Origin of the sequence: Kribbella sp. NBC_00709 (genome assembly GCF_036226565.1) — a bacterium.
GTDB lineage: Bacteria > Actinomycetota > Actinomycetes > Propionibacteriales > Kribbellaceae > Kribbella.
In genome coordinates, this window is sequence record NZ_CP108996.1 from 7,592,609 (window position 1) to 7,615,797 (window position 23,189).

The window sequence follows — 23,189 nt, forward strand, 5'->3', positions numbered from 1 at the left end:
ACCCAGCCCCGGTGCTGATCAGATTCGGTCACTCCAGAACACCGAGAGGACACCATGCGTTCTTCCGCCCGCCGGCTGCTCGTGCCGGGCGCCGCCTTTCTCCTGGTCGTCGGTCTTGCCACTCCGACGACGGCCGGCGCCGAACCTCCCCCACCACTCCCCACCGCCGGCAGCGCGGCCGCGGCAGGAGGGACACCTCTCGAGCTCACGCTCATCACCGGCGACAAGGTCACGGCCGCGCCCGGTCCCGGCCGCGCCGTGTCGGTGCAGGCCGTCGAACGCGCGCCGCGGTCGACCGGACCGGTACGGGTCAGCGTCGAGAACGGCGACACGTTCGTCTACCCCGGGGCCGCGATGCCCTACCTGGCGACCGGGCAGCTCGACAAGCAGCTGTTCAATGTCAGCGAGCTGGTGGCCCAGGGGTACGACGACGCCCGGAGCAAGGATCTCCCGCTGGTCGTCACCGGCTCGCCCGGCGTGGCCGCCAAGTCCACGCGCCGCTCGGCGCTGCCGGGCACGACCACGACGCTCGACCTGCCGTCGGTCGACGGCGCGGCCGTCAAGGCCGAGAAGGCGGAAGCGGCCGCGGTCTGGTCGGCGCTGACCGGGCAGAGCGACCTGCGGGCGAAGGCGAGCACCGCCGCGGCGCCCTCGTTCGCGGCGGGGATCGGCAAGGTCTGGCTCGACAGCAAGGCGCGGACGATGCTCGCGGACACCACCGCACAGATCGGCGCGCCCGCGGCGTGGGCGGCGGGCGTGACCGGCAAGGGCGTGCGGGTCGCGGTGCTGGACTCCGGAGTAGACCCGGGGCACCCGGACCTGGCACCGCGGATCGTCGCGACCAAGAGCTTCGTGGCCGGTGAGGACATCGTCGACCGCAACGGTCACGGCACGCACACAGCGTCGACCGTCGCCGGCACCGGCGCGGCATCGGACAGCAAGGAGCGTGGCGTCGCACCGGATGCCGATCTGATTGTGGGCAAGGTGCTCGGCGACAGCGGCTCCGGCCCGATCTCCGGCATCATCGCCGGGATGGAGTGGGCGACGCGGACCGAGCACGCCAAGGTGATCAACATGAGCCTGGGGACGGCGGCCTGGCACACCCAGGACGATCCGCTGAGTCAGGCCGTGAACGAGCTGAGCGCCGAGACCGGTGCCCTGTTCGTGATCGCCGCGGGCAACTCGGGGAGCAGTCCGTACAGCGTCAGCTCACCGGGTACCGCGGACGCCGCCCTGACCGTCGGCGCGGTGGACGGTTCGGACCAGCTGGCCGACTTCTCCAGCGTCGGCCCGCGGCTGATGGACGACGGCCTCAAGCCCGACCTGACCGCCCCCGGCGTCGACGTCCTGGCCGCGCGGTCGCAGTACATGAACGACGGCGGCGAGGGCTACTACCGGACCGACAGCGGTACGTCGATGGCGGCTCCGCACGCCGCCGGCGCGGCCGTCCTGCTCGCTGCTCAGCACCCGGACTGGACCGGGCAGCAGCTCAAGGATGCGCTGATGAGCACCAGCAAGCTGACGCCCGCGTACACGCCCTACCAGGCGGGGACCGGACGCGTCGACGTCGCGGCGGCCTCGCTGCACGGCCAGCTCATCGCCAGCGGATCGGTCGACGCCGGGCTCGTCCCGTGGTCGCCGAAGCCGACCCGGACGCCCGTCAAGCGCCAGATCAGCTACCTCAACACCACGGACAAGCCGCTCACGCTGCGGCTGTCCACCGACCACGCCGGGATCTTCCGTCTCGCCGCGACCCAGGTGACAGTGCCCGCGAGGGGCACAGCCGCGGTCGGCTTCACAGCGGACCCGAACGGACTGGCTGCCGGCCAGTACGCCGCCCAGGTCATCGCGAGTTCCTCGACCGGCACCGTGCACACGGCCGTCGGGCTGGCCGTCGAGCCCAAGAAGTACAACCTCACCGTCCACCTGAAGGACCAGACCGGCAAGCCGGTCAGCGGCGAGGTCGAGGTCACCGGAGCGGACGGGAAGTCCACGATGTTGTGGGCAACGGATGGCAAGCTCACCAGCCGGTGGGCGCCCGGCTCGTACACGATCGTCTCGACCCTGGACGTGCCCGGCACCAACGGCCCGCACTCGCTCGGCCTGGCCTTCCTGACCGCGCCCGAGGTCGACCTCACCGCGGACCGGGACGTCGTCCTGGACGCGTCGCGGAGCCGTCCGATCAAGGTCGACACGCCCAAGCCGACAACCGTCACCACCAGCAGGTTCGACCTGTTCCGGTCCTTCACCTCGGCGCAACCGACGCCCGACGACAGGGCGGCGCTGCACGAGATCTTCATGCCGCCGCCGGACTACGACAGCTTCTGGGCGCTGCCGACGAAGAACAAGGTCCGCACCGGCAGCTTCGTGCTGACGACGCGGTTCCGGGCCGAACAGACGCCGCTGACGATCAGCTACGACGGCCGCAGCCTCGACGACTCGCTGCTCGTCCAGCCCGGCTCCCCGGCGTTCCGCGCCGGCACGACGCGCGTCACGGCCGTCTTCGCCGGCACCGGCACGCCCGCCGAGTACGCCGCTGTGGCCGCGCGCGGCAAGGCGGTCGTCGTCCGCAACAGCATCGACGTACCGCCCGCGGACCGGGCCGCCGCGGCGCACGCCGCCGGCGCGGCCATGCTGCTCGTGGTCAACGACGGCGTCGGCCGCTACAACGACTGGTACGGCGGAGCCGACGGCCAGACCCTCGGCCCGATCCCGACGGCGTCGCTCACCCTCGACGACGGCGAGGCCTTGATCAAGAAGCTCGCCACGCGTCCGACCGAGCTGACCGTCGCGGCCAACCCGGTGCCGTCGTACCTGTACGACCTGGTCGACTACCACCAGGGCAAGGTGCCGGACGACCCGTCCGCGGCCACGGACCCCGGCAGCCTCGCCAGGATCGAGAACGACTTCGCTCCCCCGAACGGGCAGCAGGTCCTGGAGAGCCGCGAGGACAGCCCGGCGTACGAGTACTGGCCGGCCTCGTTCCCGTACGCCGTGTTCGGGTCGATCCGGGTACCGCGGTTCCCGGCGAAGCCCGCGGTGGGGCACCGGACGGACTGGGTGTCGGCGGGCGCGAAGTGGCAGCAGTACGCCGCGATCAACGGCTGGGCGACGTTCACGGACATCACGAGCTACCAGCCGCGCAGCGTGCAGAGCCAGCGGTGGTTCGGTCCGATCGTGCGGCCGCGGATGCTCGAGTTCGAGCTCCCGCACCGGGTCGGCAACGCGATGGGCGGCATGATCGCCGGGTTCGGTGACGGCGGGTCCGCGCACAGCGGCGACTCCCTGATGACGCGGAGCTTCGCGCTGTACCAGGGCGAGGAGAAGCTGGTCGGGAACGGCCCGCGGCCGGACTTCGGCGTGGGCGACCTGGCGCCGGAGAAGCGGCCGTACCGGTTGGTGGCCGACACCGTCGGGAACGCCGAGCTGACGCCGTACTCGACGAGCACGCACACCGAGTGGACCTTCACGTCCGGGGAGGCGGAGAACCAGCCGCTGCCGCTGGCCCAGCTCGACTACGGCGTGGACGTCGACGCCGTAGGGCGGGCGAAGCGGAACTCGGTCTTCGCCGTCAAGCCGGTGGTGCTGGGCAGCAGTGCCCGGCAGGACGCGGTGGTCTCGGTCGGGCTGGAGGTCTCGTACGACGACGGGGCGACCTGGCAACGCCTGCAGCTGAAGGAGAGCAAGGGCAGCTGGGAGACGCGGCTGCAGGCGCCGCCGCGGGCCGGGCAGGTGTCGGTGCGGGTCACCGCCAAGCAGCGCAACGGCGGCGGCATCAGCCAGACAATCGTCCGGGCCTTCGGGCTCAGATAAAGCGGCGTGCGGGCGGCGGACCGCCGGTCGCCCGCACTTCCTCAGCCGGTCGGCGAGAGCGCCACAGACAGGTCCAGTGCGACCGCCATGAACAGCCTCGGGAGTTCTGGCCTTGTAGACAGGCGAGTGGGGCGGCTGAGGCTCGGCCTCATCGGGTCGGTCGATCTGGCTAATGTCTGCGGTATGACCGGGACCGCGCTCCGAGTCAGGACTCGTCCGCCCCGCCGAACTCAGTGGATACGAGTGTGACGTGGCTGCCGAGCTCACAGAACCCCCGGACGCCCACGAGTAACGACCTCGCTCAGACCTGGTCGGTGGGGCGGATGACGATCTCGGCTACGGCTCGGCGGCGGGGGCTGGTGACGATGTAAGCGACGGCTTCGGCGATGTCGTCGGCGTGCAGCTGTTCGACATCAGCGAACCTGGCCACCATGCGCTCGTGGACGGCGGCTTGCTGGTGGCTGAGGAGTTCGGTCTGTACGAGGCCTGGTTCGACGACAGAGAAGCGGACGCTGCGCCGGGCGTATTCCTGGCGCCAGGCTTCCGTGGCGGCGGTGACGCCGAACTTGGTGGCGTTGTACACGGCCGCGTTGGGGATCACCCAGCGGCCGGCGATGGAGCTGATGTTGACCACGTCGGCGACCTGGCGCGGGCTGGTGGCGGCGGCTTCGACGAGGTGTGGCAGGGCGGCCTTGGTGAGGTAGAGCAGCCCGTTGAGATTGATGTCGACCATTTGCTGCCACTCGGTCAGCGGGGATGCGGCGGAGTCGCCGGTGAGCATGACGCCGGCGGCGTTGACGAGGGTGTCCAGGCGGCCGAGCCGCTCGATGGTGGTGGCGACGGCGTCAGCCGCTGCGTCGGCGTCGGTGAGGTCGGCGGCCAGCGCGACCGCCTGGCCGCCGGCCGCAACGATTTCCTTGGCCAGTGTGTCGAGGCGGTCCTGGCGGCGGGCGACGAGCACGACGGCGGCGCCCTGGGCGGCAAGCTGGCGGGCAGTGGCCTCGCCGATGCCGCTGCTGGCGCCCGTGACCAGGGCGACCGTCGTGGTCAGAGTGGTGGTGGTTCTTTCCGGGATTTGCTCCATGGCTCCACTCTGCGACGCGATTTATGGGGGTACCAGAGTGTGTTTATGGGGGTATAACCACCACCTGGTACCAGGCGGGGCGTACTGGCAGAGTGGAGGCATGACGATGTCCCGGGAGGCGCGGCCGGCGGAGCCGACCGATGAGCAGGCCAGGCGGCGGGAGCTGACGTCGTTCCTGCGCAGCAGGCGCGAACGGATCTCTCCGGAGCAGGCCGGGCTGCCTCGCACGGGTCGCCGGCGGACGCCGGGGTTGCGCCGGGAGGAGGTCGCGCACCTCGCAGGAATGGGGGTGACCTGGTACACGTGGCTGGAGCAAGGCCGCGACATCACAGTCTCCGAGCCGGTGCTCGCGGCGATCGCGAGGACGTTGCGGCTCGATCAGTACGAGCGGGCCCACCTCTACACGCTGGCTGGGCATCCTGCGCCACGGGAGCACGACTCCGCAGACATCCCTAGGGCCCTGCTGGTGATGATGCGGCAGCTCGAGCCCATTCCGGCCGCGCTGATCAACGCCCGCTTCGACCTGCTCGCCTACAACCGCACCTATGAGTGGCTGGTTGGGGGTATAGGCGATCTGTCGTTCGAGGATCGCAACTGGCTCGTGCTGATGTTCACCTCCCCGAGATGGCGGACCACCGTGCTCGATTGGGAGGACGCCGCCGCGCGTCTGGTCGGCCGGTTCCGGTCCGGCATGGCGGAACACGCCGCCGAGTCCGGGTGGAAGTCGCTGGTCAGCCGGTTGGGGCAGGAGTCGGCGGATTTCGAGCGCTTGTGGGGACAGCACGCGGTGCGTGGCCCGGAGAATTTCACGAAGCGTTTCCTGCACCCCGACGTCGGCTTGCTGACGCTGGACTACACGCAACTGTCGTTCGGGGAGCGTTCGGCGATCAAGCTCGCCACCTACACCCCGGTGGACGACGAAACCTGGTCGAAGGTGACCGGGCGGTCAGTTCGTGGTGGGCAGGAGGAAATCGGCGTGGTCCGGTAGACCGCGCAGGTGGGTGCCGCCGTCGACGAGCAGGGTGATGCCGGTGATCCACTCATTCGCACCACTCACTGGTTGGTGCACGGGGGGCGTTGGAGGTGGCGCGGTGGGTTACCAGAACTCGCCGATCCGCTGGTCGGAACTGGGGTCCGGGCGCTGATGGCAGCCGGTCCGGTCGATCGCCTGCAGGTGACGGGCTTCCCGGTGATCACGAGTCAGACCCCACCCAGGAGCTCATTTGCCGGCCAACCCCGCACGTCTGAGATGGGCTTGCTTGGCTCGGACGATGTCCGGGTCCCTGGCGTCGAGCGGGAGCACAGCGTCGTCGTCGTACCGTCTGTCTTTTCTGCGAACGACTTTGGCTATCCGAATCTGTCGCATCGGAACTCCTTGGAAGGGCGGGCCTGGCGCCGAGGTGTTGGAGGGGTTCTCAAGACGCCAGGCCCGCCTGCTAGGTGGGGGTCGGCGACGACAGTAGGTACCACGCCGCGCTGTTGGGCGAGAGTTTGTCGCCCGCTTCCTGGTGACTCGCGAGCAGTAGTTCGCCGTCGAACGGCAGAGCGACCACTCTCGACGAGCAATTGACGACGCAGCAGAAACCGTCGCCGCGGGTGAAGGCCAGTACGCCGGGTTCGGTCGCCAGCCAATCGAAGTCGTTCGAAGCCAGTGCCGGAAGCCGCCGGCGCACACCGAGTGCATCGCGGTACAGGTGCAGCATCGATTCGCCCCAGCCCAGCTGGTGGTCCACAGCATGCGTGGCGAACCAGTCAGGCTGCGGCAACCAGGGATCTGACCAGGAGAAGCCGAAAGCGTCCTGGCCGGCCGACCAGGGCAAGGGAATCCGGCAGCCGTCCCGGCCCCGCCGCGCCCCGTTGCTGCGGTGGAACATCGGATCGGTCAGCACACTGTCCGGCAGATCCGTGACCTCGGGCAGACCGAGCTCCTCGCCTTGATAGAGGTACGCCGCTCCCGGCAGCGCGAGCATCAGCAGCGCACTCGCCCGCGCACGTGCGGTCCCGAGATCGACGTCCCCGGCGTGTGCGCCTGGGGCCCCACCGCCGTAGCGGGTCACGGATCTCGGCATGTCGTGGTTGTTCAGCACCCAGGCGACCGAGGAGCCGGCTTCCTGGATCGTGCCCAGCCCGCGGTCGACGACGTCGGAGAGAATCTGCGCGTCCCAGTGCGCGCGCAGGAACTCGAAGTAGAAGGTCTGATGCAGTTCGTCCGGCCGCTGGTACAGCGCGAGTTGCCGGGTATCCAGTACGCCGACCTCGCCGATCAGCACGCGTTCGCGGCCGGTGAAGGCCGAGTATCCATCGGCGATCTGCCGCCAACGGCGCCAGACGTCGTGCACCTCGGGCTGGTTCCACGCGTGCGGGTTGAGCGGATCGCCGGTGAGCTCGTCGTCGATCGCCTGCCCGTGGTCCGGCAGGCCGGCCGCCTTGTGCAACCCGTGCGCCACGTCGATTCGGACGCCGTCGACGCCGCGCTCGAGCCAGAATCGCAGTACCTGCTCGAAGTACGCCGCCACGTCGGGGTGGCGCCAGTTGAAGTCGGCCTGCTCCGGCGCGAAGCTGTGCAGGTACCACTGGCCGTCGGGAACCTGTTGCCAGGCCGGGCCGCCGAAGACGGAGCGCCAGTTGTTGGGCGGTTCCTCGCCCCGGCCGTCGGCGAAGTGGAACCGCTCGCGCTCAGGGCTCCCCGGGCCCGCTGCCAGCGCCGCGGCGAACCAGGGATGCTCGGTCGAGCAGTGGTTCGGGACAAGGTCGATGAGGACCTTGATGTCGTGCCGGTGCGCGTCGTCAACCAGACGGTCGAAACCGTCGAGCGTGCCGTAGCGGGGATCGACCGAGAAGTAGTCGGAGACGTCGTACCCGTGGTCGTGCTGCGGTGAGGGGTAGAACGGGTTGAGCCAGATGCCGTCCACTCCCAGGGCCCGCAGGTACGGGAGCTTCGCGCGGACGCCGGCCAGATCACCGACACCGTCGCCGTCGGAGTCGTGGAAGCTGCGCAGGTAGACCTGGTAGATGACGGCGGTCCGCCACCAGTCGGCTCCGGGCCGGGGCCTTGTCGTGAACATCGCGATCGGTCCCTCTGGTCGTTCCCCAGGCCGTTGATCTCGTCACTACGATCCGCCATCGGAGGGCAGGCGTCAGCAAGGCCAGCGTCCAGACGGGCTACCCGCTAACCGGAATCGTGGGTCTGGCTGACCGGTACTCAGTGGGCGTCGAGATACCGGACCACAGCCAGCACCCGGCGATGGTCGTCGCTGGTCTCGGGGAGGCGCAGCTTGGTGAAGACATGCCGGACATGCTTCTCCACCGTCGCTTCGGTCACCCACAGCCGGCGTGCGATGCCCGAGTTGGAGCGACCCTCGGCCATCAGTGCGAGCACTTCGTGCTCTCGTGGACTGAGCTCGGCGAGCGGGTCGCCGTCCCGGCGGGCGTTGACCAGTTCCTGGACCAGGGCAGGGTCCATCACTGAGCCACCTCTGAGGATCCGCTCCATCGTCTCGATGAAGTCGCCCACATCCGTCACACGGCTCTTGAGGAGGTAGCCGATCCGCTGGCCGGACGCGAGCAGCTCCATGGCGTGCTCGACCTCGGCGTGGGCCGACAGGACGAGGATCCCGGTGGCTGGGAACTCGCGCCGAATCTCCCGGGCAGCGTCCAGCCCTTCGGTGCTGTGCGTCGGTGGCATCCGGATGTCCACCACGACCAGGTCGGGCGAAAGGTCCCGCACGAGCGGGAGGATCCACACACTGTCACCGGTCTGTCCGACGACCTCGAACCCCGCCTGCTCGAGGAGGCTGGCCAGCCCCTGGCGCAGGAGTACGTCGTCTTCGGCCAGGACGACGCGGGTGCGTGTCACACCGCCATCGACGGCCGAGTCGATCGTCATCTCCCCACGGTAGACCTACCTGTCGTCGAGGATCCGGCGAAGAGCGACACCCGACAACGCCGTCTTGGACAGCAGAGCCGCGGCCGGCACGCTCTCCACGAGATCGATCAGGTCCTCCGCCGCGTGGGTGGAGATCAGCACGACCTGCGCGGGGTCCACAGTCGTCTCGGTCTGGATCCGCCGGGCCAGGTCGAGACCGCTCTCGCTGCCGAGGTTCACATCGACGAGTACGACGTCGGGCTCGGCGCCGTCCAGTCGCGCCAGCGCCTCGTCGATCGTCGAGGCGACTCCGACCACGGTGACCCCGTCACTTTCGAGGCGGGACCGGGCGGCGTCGAGGAAGTCAGTGCTGTCGTCGACGATGAAGCAGCGCAACCCCATGGCTCCAGAATCACGCGACGGAGGCCCCGGCGCATTCCAGCTAACGCGACTCTCTGTGCAATCGAACGTTGGCTCCGGCGGACGTCAGCCGCCAGTCAGCGGGAACTCAGCGGTCAAGGTGGTTCCGGCGCCGCGGGGACTGTCGAGGTTCAGCCGGCCGCCCAGTGCTTCCACCCGGTCGCGGAGGCCGAGCAGCCCGGTGCCCCGGCTGAAGTCCGCGCCGCCTTGTCCGTTGTCGCGGATCTCGACGCGGAGCGCGTCATCGGTGATGTCGGTGGTGACCACGACCAGCGAAGCGTGCGAGTGTTTCGCCGCGTTGGTCAGAGCCTCGGACACGAAGTAGTAGGCGCTCGCCTCGAGCCGCTCCGACAGGCGCGGCTGCGCACGGAGCGTCAGGCGGATGGGGATCGTCGACCGGCGGCTCAGCGACTTCAGTGCCGGACTGAGGCCGCCCTCGGCGAGGATCGCCGGGTGGATTCCGCGCGCCGTCTCGCGGAGCTCGTCCAGGGCGTCGGTCAGTCCGCCATGGACCTGGTCCAGCTCCGCGGTGAGCTCGGACAACTCAGGCGGCACTTTCGTCTGCGCTGTCTGCAGCCGGAGCGCGAGTGAGACAAGCCGCTGCTGTGCGCCGTCATGCAGATTGCGCTCGATCTGGCGGCGCGTCCGGTCGGCGGTGACCACCACGCGGGCGCGCGATGCCATCAGTTCGGCCCGGGCCTCCGCGTTCTCGATCGCGGTGGCGACGAGCTCGGTGAAGCCCGCGATCTGTGCCTCGGTCGCGGCCGGGAAGGGTATGTCGTTGGTCTTGGAGGCGGCAACAACACCCCAGAGCCGGCCGCCCACGGTGACCGGGCAGCCGATCGAGGAACGGATTCCGAGGGTCTGCGCCTCCTGCGCGATCGCGCCTGATGCACCGGCGAAGCTGTCCAGCCGGACCGGTCCGGCGCGGCGGCGTACCTCACGGGCGATGCTGAGGCCGTCGAGATCGAACCGCTCACCGACGGCCAGATGGGCGGGCACCCGGGTCCAGGCCGCGACACCGGTGACCGTCCCGTCCGGTTCGTATCGCTCCATCCGCGCGAGATCGGCGTCGCAGAGTCGCCCCACCTCTTCGGTCACGGCTGTGAACAGGACACTCGGCGCCACCCCTTGAGCCACCTGAGTGGCGACCCGCCGGAGCGCGGATTGTTCGTTCGACAGCCGTCGGGCCTGCAGCGCCGCCCGCCGCAGCCGAGCCGCAAGCTCGCCCACGACCACCGCCGTCACGAGAAACACACTCAAGCCGATCGCGTTCTGGGCGTCGGCAAGCAGGAGGGAGTGCAGCGGGCTGACGAAAAAGTACGCGTACGCCCACACGCTGAGCACGGCCGTGACGACGGCGAGTGGCGTACCCCAGAAGATCGCGATGGGCAGTACCGCGAGCAGATAGAGCACCAGCAGGCTGAGTGTCGGGACGTGGGGCTCGCCGAGCTTGATGAGCCCGGTCACGGCAGCGACCAGCAGGCCGGCTGCGAGCAGTCCAGTCAGCCTGCGGGCAACCGCTGAGCTCGTCCGGCGACGCTCCATCCCACCACACTTTCCCCTGGACGAACGCTAACCGATAGGCCCCGACACTGACGACCACTGCATCGTCCTAGGGGTGAAGGGATGCCTGCCAGCAGCTAGCCTCACACCACGTCCTACTCCGCTACGCCGTAGTGCGCAGTCTCGGCGCGGACATCGTCAGCGCTGGGCTTTCATTGATCACGTTAGTCGTCATTGAGCTCCTCTGGTCAGCGGGATCCTGGAGTCTCCGGTGGGCGGGTTGCGACTGAGTACGGACCTCATTCAGCGCGAGAGGATGGTGAGAGATGCGAAGCGATTTGCACGACACCAGCCCCGAATCCCTTGTCAGTAAGAGTTTTCGCTCATCATCGACTAACGCCGATTGAACCCCAAACGGAAATCAGCCGTTATGGGGTTCGACTTGGGTGACCCGCGTCGAGATCGAGGCGTGTGGTTAAGGTGCGTATCCCTCCCCGGACACCAACTCACCTAAATGGTCGCCCATCGAGTCGGCCCCGATGTCGGCAGTCTGGTCGACGTGGTGATACCTCGGCGAGGGGCCTAGCGCTCTGTGCAGCTGGTTCAGCTCCTCCGGAGTGGCTGAGTCCAGAGCCGCGTCGAGACGGCGCGCCCGCTCGATCAGAGCATCGGTCGCTCGTGATCATGCGGGAGTGTCGTCTCGCGCCGGCGTACTCGCGCCGGAGGCTCGCATCAAAGAGGTGCAAGCCGGTCCAGCGGCGCTTCGGGGGTTGCGTTTGAGGCGCAGTTGGGCGATCAGGCTGATGAGCGCGAGGATGATGGCAACCCCTGTGTACAAGGAGACGGCTGGGATCTCGCCTAGAGGGCGGGTGAGTTCACCTTCGATGACGATGGGCACTCCGAACGCAAGGTAGGAGACGAGGTAGATTCCGCCGACGACTCCCGCGCGCTGATGAGTCGCCGCGAGCGGAAAGATCAGGCGCAGGGCCGCGGTGAAGGATGCGCCGAAGCCGACACCGGCGATGGCCTGTCCGATGATCATGGTGGCCAGGCTTCCGGCGTACACACCGCTGATGATGCCGATGGCACCGATGATCGACGCGTAGATTCCGATGGTCATCGCATGCCGGGAGTCGACGCGAGCGAACACCAGTCCGATGACGGCCGAGGTTGCCGGTGCTATGAACCCGGCCAGGCCGTTGAGCAGGCCGCTGTTCAGATGGAAGACGCTGCGAACCATGCTAGGTGCGAGCCCGCCTGACAAGCCTGCAAGCATCCAGACCGCGGCTACGACAGGCGCCGCCGCGGCGAATTCCTTTCGGGTGGCGGGCGGGAAGGTGATGCGCGGCAGTAGCGAGCGAAGCGCACCGGGTGCGCGGGTCACGGTCTCGGGAGAGAGTGCGACGACGACAGCCCCGAGGATCGTGATGATCGTGAGGGCGACGAAGATGATGGTGTTCGCGGCGGTCGTGAGCTGGATCGCCAAGCCGGCCAGCAAGGAACCGAGACCGAGCCCCCCGGTCAGACCGACGCTGCCGAGGATCGTCCCCAGTCTCTTCCGGTTGGGCGGAGCAAGTTCGACGAGCGTCGCGGTGAAGGCAGTCGTCGCCGCGCCGCCGGCCAGGCCCTGTACGATCCGGCCGGCGATCACGCACCCGACGTCCGTGGCGACGAGGAACACGAGGTTCGACAGGATCTGAATGAGCAGGGCGCCGATCAGCACCGGGCGCCGGCCGACGTGGTCGGACAATGACCCGACCGTCAGGACCGCGGCGAGGAAGCCGATCGCGTAGACCGCGAAGGCCAGCGTGAGGAGCGACGGGGGAAAGTTCCACTGCTCCCTGTAGACCACGAGCAACGGCGTCAGCGCACCTGCCGTCAGATACAGACTCGTGAAGGTGATCGCCGCACCCGCCAGAGCCAAATCTGCGGGCAGGATCGGTCGGCGCCGCGCAGCGGGCGCCTCGGTGGAGAGCTGGATTGGAGACATGAAAGCTCCTTGCGCGATCGCTAGGGCGGTCAGTCGGTGCGTCATCTGGGCGTCGAAGGGCCGAACAGGTCGTGGGCGTCAACTCGGAGGATGCTGGTGGTGAGTAGGCGGAGCTCACCTGCGGCCGAGCAGTGAGTGCACAGGTACAGGTCGCAGTGTTCTTGGGTGAGGTCGCTGATCCGCGAGAACACCCACTTGAAGCGAGCCCGGGTGCCAGGTCCGCACCGCGCGCAGGTCTCGCCGAAGTCGAAGGTGCGGTCACCGGGGCTCGGCGCGATCCATGCTGTCTGCCGGCTGTGTGCGAGTAGCGCCGCGGGGATGTGCGGATCGGCGGTCATTGTGAGGCCCTTCCTGTGATGCCGGACGCGTTGACGCTCCCGGTGCGAGTCGTGTCGGTTACCGACACTGGGCGGGAGGGCGCGCCCCTGGCACCCGCGTAGTGCCGGGTCAACGCCCGGGTCGCCAACACCCATGCCGCACTGGGATCTCAGACCCGGGGGTGGCCGGGGTATTCACAGGCGCGCGACTTCCTGTCCGGCTCCGACAGTTGGATTCAAGGACCCGCCCCTGTCGACCGCCGAGATGAGGCACTCATGAAATACGCAGCACCGCAACGGACCTCCGGGGTGCCCCCGAGGGCACGGATCGAGACGCTGGAGAGCCTTCGCGAGCACCTCCAATGGGCGATCGAACTGGAGCACGCCACCCTGCCGCCGTACCTCTGCGCGCTCTACTCGCTCGACCCGAACCGGAACGCCGATGCTGTTCAGGTGGTGAGCAGCGTCTTCGTCGAGGAGATGATCCACCTCGCACTGGCCGCGAACCTCCTCAACGCCATCGGCGGGAAACCCTGCCTGGACAAGCCCGAGATGCTGCCCGGCTACCCGCAGCGCCTACCCCACGGCGACCGCTCGCTGGAGATCTCATTGGTTCCCTTCGGACCGGAGGCACTCGAGATGTTCCTCCGCCTCGAGCAGCCCGCACCGCGCGGTGCACCGCCGGAGGGCGACGATTACGAGACGATCGGGCAGTTCTACGACGCGATCGAACAGGGCCTGCACCGTATCTGTGCCCGACTCGGCGAGCAGGAGCTCTTCTCCGGCGACCCGGCGCGCCAGGTCACGGCAGACCACTTCAGCCACACCGCCGGCCGCCTGCCCCAGGTCGAGAATCTCGACACTGCCCTCGTGGCGCTGACGGAGATCGTCGAGCAGGGCGAGGGCACGCCGCGCGGCGAGGTGTGGGATGGCGACCAGGACATCTTCCATCCCGACCGGGACGAGGTCGCGCACTACTACCGCTTCGTGGAACTCAAGTTGGGCCGGCGCCACCGATGCGGCGACACTGCGAAATCCGGGCCCACCGGTGAGGCTCTCCCGGTGGACTACGGCGGCGCGCACCCGATGCGCCGCAACCCGCGACTGGCCGACCACCCACTCGACAGCCCGATCCGAATCGCCCAGGCAGAGTTCAACGACACCTACTGCGCACTGCTCCAGTCGCTGGATCAGGCGTTCAACGGCAGCCCGCAATTGCTCGGGGCAGCTGTTGGCTCCATGTACCAACTCCGAGCACAGGCCGTGAGCCTGATGGAGGTGCCCGACGGAGACGGCCGAACAGCCGGCCCGACCTTCGAGTACGTCGAACCCGGGCTCCGCCGATGAGCCACGCCGGGCGAGGCTGCCTTACGCGTTGAGGAGTGTGCCGGAGAGTTCCCGGCGGGAGCCGATCCCGAGCTTGGCGAACACCTTGCCGAGATGCCACTCGACGGTGCGTGGGCTGAGGAACAGCTCAGCTCCGATCTCGGGGTTCGTGCGCCCCTCAGCCGCCAGGCGCGCGATCTGAGCCTCTTGCGCCGTAAGACTTTCCCGAGCCCCGACGGATCGCGGGTGGAGTGTCTCACCGGTAGCGACCAGCTCGCGACGGGCCCGTTCGGCGAAGGCCTCCGCTCCCATCTCGGTGAGCAGCTCGTACGCCGACCTCAGGCGACTGCGGGCATCGCGGCGACGGTTCTCCCGTCGCAACCACTCCCCGTACAGCAGTTGTGCACGCGCGTGCTCGACGCGCATGCGAGTCCGGCCGAGTCGCTCGACCGCCTCGACGTAGTAGCCCTCGGCCGCGTCGCCCTGGCTCACCTGTGCGTGAGATCGGGCCTCGATTCCCAGAGCCCAGTCCGTGCCGCTGGCCGTCGTTCTCCGAATCAGCAACTCCAGCGCATCCCCAGCACGGTCGGGATGGTCGCTTCGCGCGGCGGCCTCGACGAGCTCCACCAGCGACCAGGTGGAGAAGCCGAGCTCGTCGGGGAACCCAGCGCCTTGCTCTGCTGCTGCCATCGCTTCCTGGTAGTGCCCCAAAGCGTTGTGGAGAACGGCCGATGAGTAGTCGACGATGGTGAGTCCCATGCCCTCACCTCGCGCTCCGGCCTCCGCAGAGATGGATCGAACAAGTCCGGAGAAGATGTCTGGCCGGCCCTGCCACGCCGCGAGCGCCAGAGCGCCGTACGGCGGCAGGTGATTGCCCATGACCTCATTGATCGTTGAGAACTCGTAGACCAGCGCACCCGCCTCCGCGAACTCGCCTGCGAAGAAATGCAGGCCCATGCGACTGCTGAGTGCGATCGGCAGCACCGCCAGAGCGCCGGCATGCCGCGCGAGGCGGAGGTGGCGTGCGCACAACACCTCCCAGCTCTCGTCGTCCCACACGTCATGGGCGGCATGAGTGGCCAGCCATAGCCAGCGAAGCTCATCGGCGACCGACACCTCGTCGGTTCGCCAAGCGCTCAGTGCACGCTGCACTCGCGGGACGCCTTCCGAGTACCCGTCGGTCATCAGCATCGCCATACCGTCCAGCAACACATCGGCTGGACGCTCGGTCGATGGAGATACCGCACGGGCTGCCTGGGCGACATCGCGAACGCCCACATCTCCGGCCAGCCGTCCGACCATCAGCCCCGCCGCCAACGCGTCGAGGTAAATGCCGCGGGCCGCACTTTCGTCCGACGCTTCCATCCGCTGAGCGGCTGACAGCAGCAAGGGCGGCGCGTCGCGGCCACGGCTGGAGAAGAACGCGATCTGCGCCCGGAGAACCTCCACCCGGGCGCGAGTCGGCCCATCGGGCGGCGCAGCTTCGACGTCCGCCAGAAGCGCAAGTGCCTCGTCCGATGACCCGGATTGATGCCAGGCTCTCGCGGCAGCCAGGATGCGGGCTGGACGTCGAGTAGGGTCGTCGGTCAGTTCGATGGCACGTTCGAGGAATGCCGCCTGTGCCGCCAGACCTCCTCGGGCCTGCGCCCGATCTGCCGACCTCTCCAATTCGACGGCGACCTCCTCGTCGGGGCCGCTTGCCGCGTGCGCCCGGTGCCACGCCCGACGGTCGGGATCGCGCTCCGGGTCGGTCTCCTCTGCCAGCGCGAGGTGCACGGCTCGCCAGTCGGTCATCGCTGCGGTCCGGGCAACGGCAGATCGCACCAGCGGATGCCGGAACCGAACCTGCGCACTCAGCTCGATCAGGCCCGCTCGCACCGCCGGCGCCGAGGCCGAGAGGTCGACATCGAGCCGCTGCACGGCTCGTCCCAGCATGCTCAGGTCCCCGACGGGTTCGAGAGCGGCCGCAAGCAGGAACAGGCGCGTCGGACCGGGCAGTGCCGCCAAGCGCTCCGAGAAGCCCTGCTCCATGTGAGTCTCCAACGGAACGGCGTCCGCCAGGCCGAACCCGAAACTGAGCTCGGCTGTCGAAAGACCGCGAGGAAGCTCCAGTAGCGCCAACGGGTTGCCGTGGGTCTCGGCCACGATCGCCTCGCGCACCTGACGGTCGACCTCGCCCGTCAGGACGGTGTCGAGCAGCGCATGAGCATCGGCGTCCCTCAGCCCTCGAACCTCCATCGTCGGTTGCCCGGCCAGTTCACTGTCCTCGTGCCCGCCCCGCATCGCGAAGACCAGTGCGACCGGATCGGCCAGCTGCCGACGTGCGACGAATGCGAGTGTCTGGGCGGAGATGGGGTCGAGCCACTGCGCGTCATCGATCACGCACACCAGCGGCTGCTCCTCCGCCACGTCCGCGAGCAGGCTCAGAACGGCCAGTCCGACCAGGAATCGGTCCGGCGGTGGCCCGATGTGCATGCCGAAAGCAGTGGACAGTGCATCGCGCTGCGGCCCGGCAAGACGATCCAGGTGATCCAGCATCGGCGCACACAACTGGTGCAAGCCGGAGAAGGGCAACTCCACTTCGGCCTCGACGCCCGCCGTTCGTGCGAGCCGGCAGCTCGGCCGAAGCCCACTCGCCAGGTAGTCCAGCAGAGCTGTCTTGCCGACGCCTGCCTCGCCCCGCAGCACCAGCACCTGGCTCGCGCCGGCGCGCACTTTGCCCACGAGGGCGTCGAGGGTCGCGCACTCGCTCTGCCTGCCGCGGAGCTCTGGGGGCAGCCGGTGTGACGTCACGTCGACAACCGGGAACCGGAGGAACCACATGTTGCCGTACCCATCGAGCCTCCAGGTGAGGTCGACGTCTGCCCAGGCTGCCTAGATGACTCACGTCATCGTTTCGGGAACACGCACAGGATCGGGCCCCTCCGCCGGATTGTCTCACACGAGCAGCACAACAGCTGGTGACACGAACCCGCCATCATTCCCGGAGTGGAACAGGCGCGGGTCGGACGTGGCACGCTGGTCGGGTGACCATTGACCGGTACGAGCTCGTGGGGATCTTCGGTGGCGCTGTCGATGCCGGCGTCGCCTCGCTGTTCGTGGGCGCCGGCTTGTCCGCGGCGGCCGGACTGCCGTCCTGGAGGGGCCTCCTCGGCCCGCTCGCCGCCGAGATCGGCCTGGCGGGTGAGTTCGCGGATCTCCCACTGCTCGCCGAGTACTACGAGCAGAACGGTCCCGGTCGGCGGCCGGCGTTGGAGACTCACCTGCGCAACGTGCTGTCGCCGTACCGGACACCGGCGGAGAGTCATCGCCTGATCGCGAAGCTCCCGATCGACGAGATCTGGACAACCAACTTCGACTCGCTCCTGGAAGCGGCAGCTCCTGATGCCAGCGTCGCCGCCCACGACAATGACGCACTCGACATCGGCACCGGACGCCGGACGATCATCAAGATGCACGGCAGCCTCAGTCTCGGCACCCCATCGGTCTGGAACGCCCCGCCCGTGATCACCCGGAGCGACTTCGAGCAGTACGAGGACACCCACCCCCGGATGTGGGCACTCCTCCGAGCGTCGTACCTCACCCGCACCATGCTCTTCCTCGGCTTCAGCTTCGCTGACCCCAACATCGACGTCCTGCTGCGACTCGCCCGCCGGTACGGCACCACAGCTGCTGACCGGCACCTCACAGCTCTGCGTCGTCCGGCCGACCCCAAGAGCATCCAACTCCACGAGCTGCGGGTTCGCGACCTGGAGAACAGCGGTGTGCACGTCTGCGAGATCAGCGACTTCAGCGAACTCACCCCGATGCTGCACGCAATCACCACCCGGACCCGACCCGAACGCTTGTTCATCAGCGGGAGTGGCGACAACGCACAGCTGAAACCGTGGTACGACAAGCTCGCCGTCGCGCTCACCGCTCGTCCTCCGTCATGGCAGCTCGCCACGCTCGGCGGACCGGCGGGATGGGGTGTCACGAGCCGGCTCGCCGAGCTCCTGCGAGCCAATGGCCGCTACTCGCCTGACCGCTTCCGCATCTACTTCCGCAAGAATCCCGGAGAGCAGACGCCACCGATGGACACGCGTTTCGGCACGGCGATCTTCACTGACCTCGAGCGGGAAGAACTCGTCGGCAACGTCCTCGACAACTGCCGCGCACTACTGGTCATCTGCGGCGGAAGCGGCACCAGCGAGGAGGTGCGACTGGCTCTCGAGCACGGCGTGAGCGTCATCCCCCTGGCCTCCAGCGGCGCGACCGCACGCGCCGTTTGGGACAGCTCGTCCAGCCCTCCGGACCTCGGCGGCCGCCCGTGCGATCCCCAGGTCTGGCAGAACCTGGCTGACCCCGATCCGGATGTAGCCGTGATGGCCGCGATCAGCGCGATCGACCAGGCGATGTGCCGCCCGAGAACCTAGACCTTCGGCGTTCGCGCACGACCTCGAGCGCATGTTCTGGCACGGGTGGGTGCAGGACCAGGACTGCGACGACCAGGGTCATGACGACAGCAGCGATCGCGAAGGGAACCGGAAGTATCGGGTCGAGGAGGATCAGGACGACTGCCAGCGGGATCGCTGCGTTGACGACGCGGTCGGCGGCGCCACACAGAGCGATCCACCAGATGCCGAAGAACACCACCGTGTAGGCGATCAGGCCGTCGATGATGTGCGCTTCGCTGAAGGCGCGGTGGAGCTCGGCCGCCGCGATGCTTACGGCCACGACGAAGACCAGGTCGAAGAACAGCTCCAGCGACGAGGCGGTCCGGCCCGGCTCGTTGGGGTCGCGTGGCCGCATCGGGAACAGGCGAGACTTCGTCAGCGCGGCGGTCGGTGTCGTCATCGCTCAGGTCAGTGGCGCCAGGTCGCAAACAGTGCGTCCGGCTCCCCGTCGGAAAGTACGCCGCCGTAGAAGGTCTGCTCCGAGACCTGGAACGCATAGGGCTCCAGATCTGTGGAGAAGACCTCGACCACGTGCGTCGGGTCCATGCCGATCACGTCCGTGGTGCGCGGGTTCGGCGTCGACATGACAACCCCGATGAGTGCCTTCTCCTGCATCCGCTCGATCAGGTCGCGCCAGTTGGACAGGTGCTCGATGATCTCCAGGGCGACGAAGAAATGAGCCTCCCGTGGCGGCGTCCAGGCATTCAGATTGACGCCATCGATGCCGCCGTCCACGGGGATGTACCGGCCTCGCCACCCGTACTCCGCGCGCAGGCAGTAGTCCAGCTCGGTCATGCCCGCGCCGACGTCCACGACGGTCATGTCATGGTTCAGGCCGCTCGCCGTCAGCCAGTCGGCGGCAGCGCGGTACCGGACGGCACGGAACTCGTACTTGCCGGTGCGATCGCCCAGGTAGGAGTCGCAGGACTGGATGGTGGGGGTCCAGGTCATCAGCGCGCCACCCCTCTCGATCAACAGGTCTCGGGATTTCGATCAGTGCCTCTGTTCCAGGCAGTTCAACTCTCGGCGCCGAGCAGATGGGCGCGCGCCTGTGAGTACCCCAGCCACCCCCTGGTCCGAATTCCCGGGCCGGCGGCGGACGGCGGCGAGTGAATCGGGACAACCCGGGACCGGGTGACGTCCCGGGCGGGCGACCCGGGCATCGACCCGGGACTACGCGGGCGCCGTGGGCCTGCCCTGACAACCAGAGTGGCGGCATCGCTACACCAACGGACTCACCGCACTAGGAGGACTCCATGCAGTCTCATCCCACAACCACTCCCCGACGCCGTCGCCGAAGAATCGCTGCGCTAGGGGCCGCCGTAGTCGCCGCCCTGACCGCCGGCGTGTCACTCACGGTGCCGGCCGAGGCGCACACCACCAAGCCGACGATCGTACTCGTCCATGGCGCGTGGGCCGACAGCACGAGCTGGGACAAGGTCACCCGGGAGCTCAAGGACGACGGCTACCGCACCGTGACCCCCGAGCTCGGCCTCAACAGCGTCGCCGAGGACGTCGCGATCGTCCGTACGGCGCTGAACAAGATCTCGGGAAGGAAGGTGCTTGTATCGCACTCGTACGGCGGCATCGTCACCGCCGGTGCCTCGCACGGCCGCACGGACATCTCCGCGTTCGTCTACGCGGCGGCCCTGGTACCTGACGAGGGCGACTCGATCGCCAGCCTCGGCGCCGATTTCATCCCGTCCGAGGCTTTCGGCCACCTGGTCTTCACCGGCGAGCCCTTCGCTTCGCCGGCGTTTCATCGACCCGGCCTTCTTCCACCAGTACTTCGCTCAGGACCTCAGCAAGCGACAGGCAGCCGTATTGAACGCCGCCCAGCGGCCGCTCAATTTCTCGATCGTCGGAACACCCTCCGGCCCCGTCGGCTGGCACAACGTCCCGTCCTGGTACGCCGTGTCCGGTCAGGACCGCATGATCGACCCGGCCGAAGAACGCTCGATGGCGGCACACGTCGGCGCCACCGTCGTCGAATTCCCGACCGCCAGTCACGTCGGCGGAATCACCCGGCTGGCATCACGCTTCACCGCACTCATCGAACACGCGGTGAACTCAACCCGAGTGAGGTGACCCCGAGCTCCGCGCCACCTCAGCGGAGCAGCTCGCTGGCCAGGCCTGTTCTCAGGCCTGGCCAGCGAGTGCGTGGGCAGGGAAGGCGCAGACCTCCGATGGGTTGCCCGCGAGGCTGGGGAGGTACTTGGCGTCCGAGGGGCAACAGGTCCCCCGGACTGCGAGATTCCGGCCGGTCCGTCGTACGTCGCCAGACCCGTCCCCAGCAGGGTCCTGATTTCGGTCAGGCCGGGTGGCGGGTCCTGCCAGCGGGCATTGGTCGCCGGGTATCTTGGAGTCGTCTGCGTTGCCGGGGTGACCCCGCCGGCACATGCACGCCCTCCCCCTCGCGGAACCAGCCCTGGTCCCACATCGGCCGATGCAGCATCGCGTACGACGGCTCGCCGTCGGCGGTCCGGGCAGACACGTGATGACGTACGTCGCGTACGGGCCGCTCGGGGCCGAAACCCGCTCTCGCGGTCTCGTCGGACCTGCGGAACTGGGAGCGATTGAAACTCGCGGGAAACACCGGTCGGCTCACCATCAGTGACGTCGACCTTCGCCAACCCGACCCGAGCAACGTTGCCGGAAGCAACGAGCCGGGCAAGCAGATAGAGGGTGCCCGGATGGTCAGCCCTTGATCCCCGACTCGATGCCCTGGGAGATGAAGCGCCGCTGGAAGACTGTGAACAGACCCACAGCTGGAGCGGCCAGTACGCAAGCCCCGGCGAGGACTGCGCCGAACGGGTTCGCCGCGCGCGCCGACACGGTGGTCAGGTAGTTCGACAGGGACACCGCGAGCGGCTGCAGATCCTGCTGCTTGGTGATCAGGAACGGCCACAGGAACTCGTTCCACGGACCGATGAAGGTGATCAGCACTCCGGTCAGGAGGGCAGGTTTGACCAACGGGAGGGCGACCCGCCACAGGATGTTCAACTCGCCTGCGCCGTCGATCCGGGCCGCGTCGAACAGCTCCTGCGGCAACTGCAGGAAGTACTGGCGGAAGACGAACACCGCCGTGGAGTTGATCGTGAACGGCGCGATCATGCCGAAGTAGGAGTCGGCCAACCCGTAGCTGCGCACGATCATCACGTACAGCGGGATGGTCAACAGCTGGAACGGGACCACCTGGACCAGCAGCATCAGGCCGAACACAGCACCTCGGCCGCGGAAACGCAGCCGGGCCAGCGCGTAGCCCGCGAGTACGCCGAAGACGAGCGTCCCCAGGATGACCCCGCCGGTAAAGATTCCCGAGTTGAGCAGGGACCTGCCCAGGTTGATCGCGGCGTCGATCTCGGCATAGTTCCTGCCGGTCAGGTTCCCCGGCGACGGGAAAGCACCGTCGACGCTGGGGTCCGGTTCGGCCTGCAGGCTGCCGACCAGCATGTAGTAGAAGGGGAACAGGAAAACGAAGGCCCCGAGTAGTAGAGCCAGGAATCGCCACGGACTCTTCATCGATCCTCCCGCCCGACGAACCGGCGTTCGAGCAGGGCCAGCAGCAGTACGCCGATCACCAGCAGTACGCCGATCGCCGAACCCACATCGGGATTGCCCTGCTCGATGCCGCGTTGGTACATCACCAGTACCGGCGAGGCGGAGGCGCCGTCGGGCCCGCCGCCACCGGTGAGCAGGTAGGGCTCGGTGAAAAGGTTCGCCCCGGTCACAGTCGCCAGCAGGACGACCAGTGTTGTGGCGGGCCGCACTCCGGGAACAGTGACATTCCAGAAAGACTTCCACCGCCCGGCGCCGTCCACCGATGCCGCCTCGTACAGATCCTTCGAGACGTTCTGGAGAGCGGCCAGATACAGCAGGATGAAGAAGCCCAACTGTTTCCAGGTCACGTAGATCGCGACCGTCGGCATCGCCAGCTTCGAGCTCACCAGCCAGGACGGATCCGGGGCGAGCGGGCCGAGGACGGAGTTGACCAGCCCGTTGGCGTTGAACAGGAACAGCCACACCCCGACCACAGCCACACTCGCCGCCACATAGGGAACGTAGTAGCTGACCCGGAAGAACGTCCGCCAGCGGATCGCCGCGTTCAACGCATTCGCCAGCACCAGCGACAGCACCACCGTCAGCGGCACGTTGATCAGCAGGAAGATCCCGACGTTGCCGAAGGCCCGGCGGACCGCGGGGTCCGACAGCACCGCCGTGTAGTTGCCGAGTCCCACGAACGGTCGTTCCACGATCGCGCCCGGCGCGGTGAAGAAGTAGTCGTGAATGGACATGTACACGGCGAAGCCCAGCGGATAGGCGAAGATCGCCGCGAGGAAGACGAGGTACGGAGTGACGAACGCAGTACCGATCGGTTGATCACCGAGGATCCGGCCGACAGATCTCCTGCCGGCCGGCTTTCTGCGCATCG

At 68.1% G+C, this 23,189-nt stretch carries 16 protein-coding genes and 1 pseudogene; 5 read left to right on the forward strand and 12 right to left on the reverse strand.

The features are described 5' to 3' along the window. Positions 1–54 precede the first annotated feature (54 nt). Positions 55–3,813, forward strand: a complete 3,759-nt coding sequence (locus OHA18_RS37140) for a S8 family serine peptidase (RefSeq protein ID WP_329000051.1) — start codon at positions 55–57, stop codon at positions 3,811–3,813. 301 nt (positions 3,814–4,114) lie between these two features. On the opposite strand, the gene OHA18_RS37145 is transcribed toward OHA18_RS37140, so the two are convergent. Continuing rightward, the gene (locus tag OHA18_RS37145) at positions 4,115–4,897 is read right to left on the reverse strand and encodes an SDR family NAD(P)-dependent oxidoreductase (protein ID WP_329000052.1); all 783 of its coding nucleotides are present in this window, start codon (positions 4,895–4,897) and stop codon (positions 4,115–4,117) included. A 100-nt stretch (positions 4,898–4,997) separates the two neighbouring features. Between OHA18_RS37145 and OHA18_RS37150 the strand changes: the two genes are divergently transcribed. Continuing rightward, entirely contained in the window at positions 4,998–5,885 is an 888-nt protein-coding gene (locus OHA18_RS37150) for a helix-turn-helix transcriptional regulator (protein WP_329000053.1), read from the forward strand. Between the two features lie 448 nt (positions 5,886–6,333). Here OHA18_RS37150 and OHA18_RS37155 read toward each other — a convergent pair whose 3' ends face one another. From OHA18_RS37155 to OHA18_RS37180, 6 genes are all read right to left on the reverse strand, one after another. Next, positions 6,334–7,962, reverse strand: coding sequence for a glycoside hydrolase family 13 protein (locus tag OHA18_RS37155; protein ID WP_329000054.1), 1,629 nt, complete (start codon positions 7,960–7,962; stop codon positions 6,334–6,336). 137 nt (positions 7,963–8,099) lie between these two features. After that, on the reverse strand, positions 8,100–8,783 hold the full coding sequence (locus OHA18_RS37160; protein ID WP_329000055.1) for a response regulator transcription factor: 684 nt from the start codon (positions 8,781–8,783) through the stop codon (positions 8,100–8,102). 15 nt (positions 8,784–8,798) lie between these two features. Beyond that, positions 8,799–9,164: a response regulator gene (locus OHA18_RS37165; protein ID WP_329000056.1), complete on the reverse strand. Its 366-nt coding sequence runs from the start codon at positions 9,162–9,164 to the stop codon at positions 8,799–8,801. Between the two features lie 84 nt (positions 9,165–9,248). Further along, complete coding sequence (locus tag OHA18_RS37170) at positions 9,249–10,730, reverse strand: sensor histidine kinase (RefSeq protein WP_329000057.1); 1,482 nt, start codon at positions 10,728–10,730, stop codon at positions 9,249–9,251. A 640-nt stretch (positions 10,731–11,370) separates the two neighbouring features. Then, entirely contained in the window at positions 11,371–12,678 is a 1,308-nt protein-coding gene (locus tag OHA18_RS37175; protein ID WP_329000058.1) for an MFS transporter, read from the reverse strand. 41 nt (positions 12,679–12,719) lie between these two features. Next, a complete protein-coding gene (locus tag OHA18_RS37180; protein ID WP_329000059.1) occupies positions 12,720–13,016 on the reverse strand; it encodes a hypothetical protein in 297 nt (98 codons plus the stop codon). A gap of 255 nt (positions 13,017–13,271) precedes the next feature. Between OHA18_RS37180 and OHA18_RS37185 the strand changes: the two genes are divergently transcribed. Next, a complete protein-coding gene (locus tag OHA18_RS37185; RefSeq protein WP_329000060.1) occupies positions 13,272–14,342 on the forward strand; it encodes a ferritin-like domain-containing protein in 1,071 nt (356 codons plus the stop codon). 21 nt (positions 14,343–14,363) lie between these two features. Here OHA18_RS37185 and OHA18_RS37190 read toward each other — a convergent pair whose 3' ends face one another. Further along, positions 14,364–17,144 (reverse strand): ATP-binding protein, encoded by a 2,781-nt coding sequence (locus tag OHA18_RS37190; protein WP_329000061.1) that lies wholly within the window; start codon positions 17,142–17,144, stop codon positions 14,364–14,366. A 203-nt stretch (positions 17,145–17,347) separates the two neighbouring features. Between OHA18_RS37190 and OHA18_RS37195 the strand changes: the two genes are divergently transcribed. Next, the gene (locus OHA18_RS37195; protein ID WP_329000062.1) at positions 17,348–18,736 is read left to right on the forward strand and encodes an SIR2 family protein; all 1,389 of its coding nucleotides are present in this window, start codon (positions 17,348–17,350) and stop codon (positions 18,734–18,736) included. Here OHA18_RS37195 and OHA18_RS37200 read toward each other — a convergent pair. Both OHA18_RS37200 and OHA18_RS37205 read right to left on the reverse strand, forming a co-directional pair. Then, positions 18,696–19,157 (reverse strand): low temperature requirement protein A, encoded by a 462-nt coding sequence (locus OHA18_RS37200; RefSeq protein ID WP_329000063.1) that lies wholly within the window; start codon positions 19,155–19,157, stop codon positions 18,696–18,698. The genes OHA18_RS37195 and OHA18_RS37200 overlap by 41 nt on opposite strands. 8 nt (positions 19,158–19,165) lie before the next feature. After that, positions 19,166–19,708, reverse strand: a complete 543-nt coding sequence (locus OHA18_RS37205; protein WP_329000064.1) for a hypothetical protein — start codon at positions 19,706–19,708, stop codon at positions 19,166–19,168. A 305-nt stretch (positions 19,709–20,013) separates the two neighbouring features. Here OHA18_RS37205 and OHA18_RS37210 point away from each other — a divergent pair. Beyond that, positions 20,014–20,845, forward strand: a pseudogene (locus OHA18_RS37210) (alpha/beta hydrolase). 609 nt (positions 20,846–21,454) lie between these two features. Here the strand turns inward: OHA18_RS37210 and OHA18_RS37215 are convergent. Both OHA18_RS37215 and OHA18_RS37220 read right to left on the reverse strand, forming a co-directional pair. Next, positions 21,455–22,279 carry a carbohydrate ABC transporter permease gene (locus OHA18_RS37215; RefSeq protein WP_329000065.1) on the reverse strand — a complete coding sequence of 275 codons (825 nt, stop codon included), beginning with the start codon at positions 22,277–22,279 and terminating at the stop codon, positions 21,455–21,457. Continuing rightward, positions 22,276–23,187, reverse strand: a complete 912-nt coding sequence (locus OHA18_RS37220) for a carbohydrate ABC transporter permease (RefSeq protein ID WP_329000066.1) — start codon at positions 23,185–23,187, stop codon at positions 22,276–22,278. Before OHA18_RS37220 ends, OHA18_RS37215 begins: the two co-directional genes overlap by 4 nt. Between the last annotated feature and the right edge of the window lie 2 nt (positions 23,188–23,189).

Bases quoted from the DNA above. Each gene is read 5' to 3' on its own strand.
- OHA18_RS37185 (WP_329000060.1), top strand. From the start codon at position 13,272: ATGAAATACGCAGCACCGCAACGGACCTCCGGGGTGCCCCCGAGGGCA.
- OHA18_RS37145 (WP_329000052.1), bottom strand. From the start codon at position 4,897: ATGGAGCAAATCCCGGAAAGAACCACCACCACTCTGACCACGACGGTC.
- OHA18_RS37165 (WP_329000056.1), bottom strand. From the start codon at position 9,164: ATGGGGTTGCGCTGCTTCATCGTCGACGACAGCACTGACTTCCTCGAC.
- OHA18_RS37220 (WP_329000066.1), bottom strand. From the start codon at position 23,187: ATGCGCAGAAAGCCGGCCGGCAGGAGATCTGTCGGCCGGATCCTCGGT.
- OHA18_RS37140 (WP_329000051.1), top strand. From the start codon at position 55: ATGCGTTCTTCCGCCCGCCGGCTGCTCGTGCCGGGCGCCGCCTTTCTC.
- OHA18_RS37155 (WP_329000054.1), bottom strand. From the start codon at position 7,962: ATGTTCACGACAAGGCCCCGGCCCGGAGCCGACTGGTGGCGGACCGCC.
- OHA18_RS37190 (WP_329000061.1), bottom strand. From the start codon at position 17,144: ATGTGGTTCCTCCGGTTCCCGGTTGTCGACGTGACGTCACACCGGCTG.
- OHA18_RS37150 (WP_329000053.1), top strand. From the start codon at position 4,998: ATGACGATGTCCCGGGAGGCGCGGCCGGCGGAGCCGACCGATGAGCAG.
- OHA18_RS37170 (WP_329000057.1), bottom strand. From the start codon at position 10,730: ATGGAGCGTCGCCGGACGAGCTCAGCGGTTGCCCGCAGGCTGACTGGA.
- OHA18_RS37200 (WP_329000063.1), bottom strand. From the start codon at position 19,157: ATGACGACACCGACCGCCGCGCTGACGAAGTCTCGCCTGTTCCCGATG.
- OHA18_RS37215 (WP_329000065.1), bottom strand. From the start codon at position 22,279: ATGAAGAGTCCGTGGCGATTCCTGGCTCTACTACTCGGGGCCTTCGTT.
- OHA18_RS37180 (WP_329000059.1), bottom strand. From the start codon at position 13,016: ATGACCGCCGATCCGCACATCCCCGCGGCGCTACTCGCACACAGCCGG.
- OHA18_RS37175 (WP_329000058.1), bottom strand. From the start codon at position 12,678: ATGTCTCCAATCCAGCTCTCCACCGAGGCGCCCGCTGCGCGGCGCCGA.
- OHA18_RS37160 (WP_329000055.1), bottom strand. From the start codon at position 8,783: ATGACGATCGACTCGGCCGTCGATGGCGGTGTGACACGCACCCGCGTC.
- OHA18_RS37205 (WP_329000064.1), bottom strand. From the start codon at position 19,708: ATGACCTGGACCCCCACCATCCAGTCCTGCGACTCCTACCTGGGCGAT.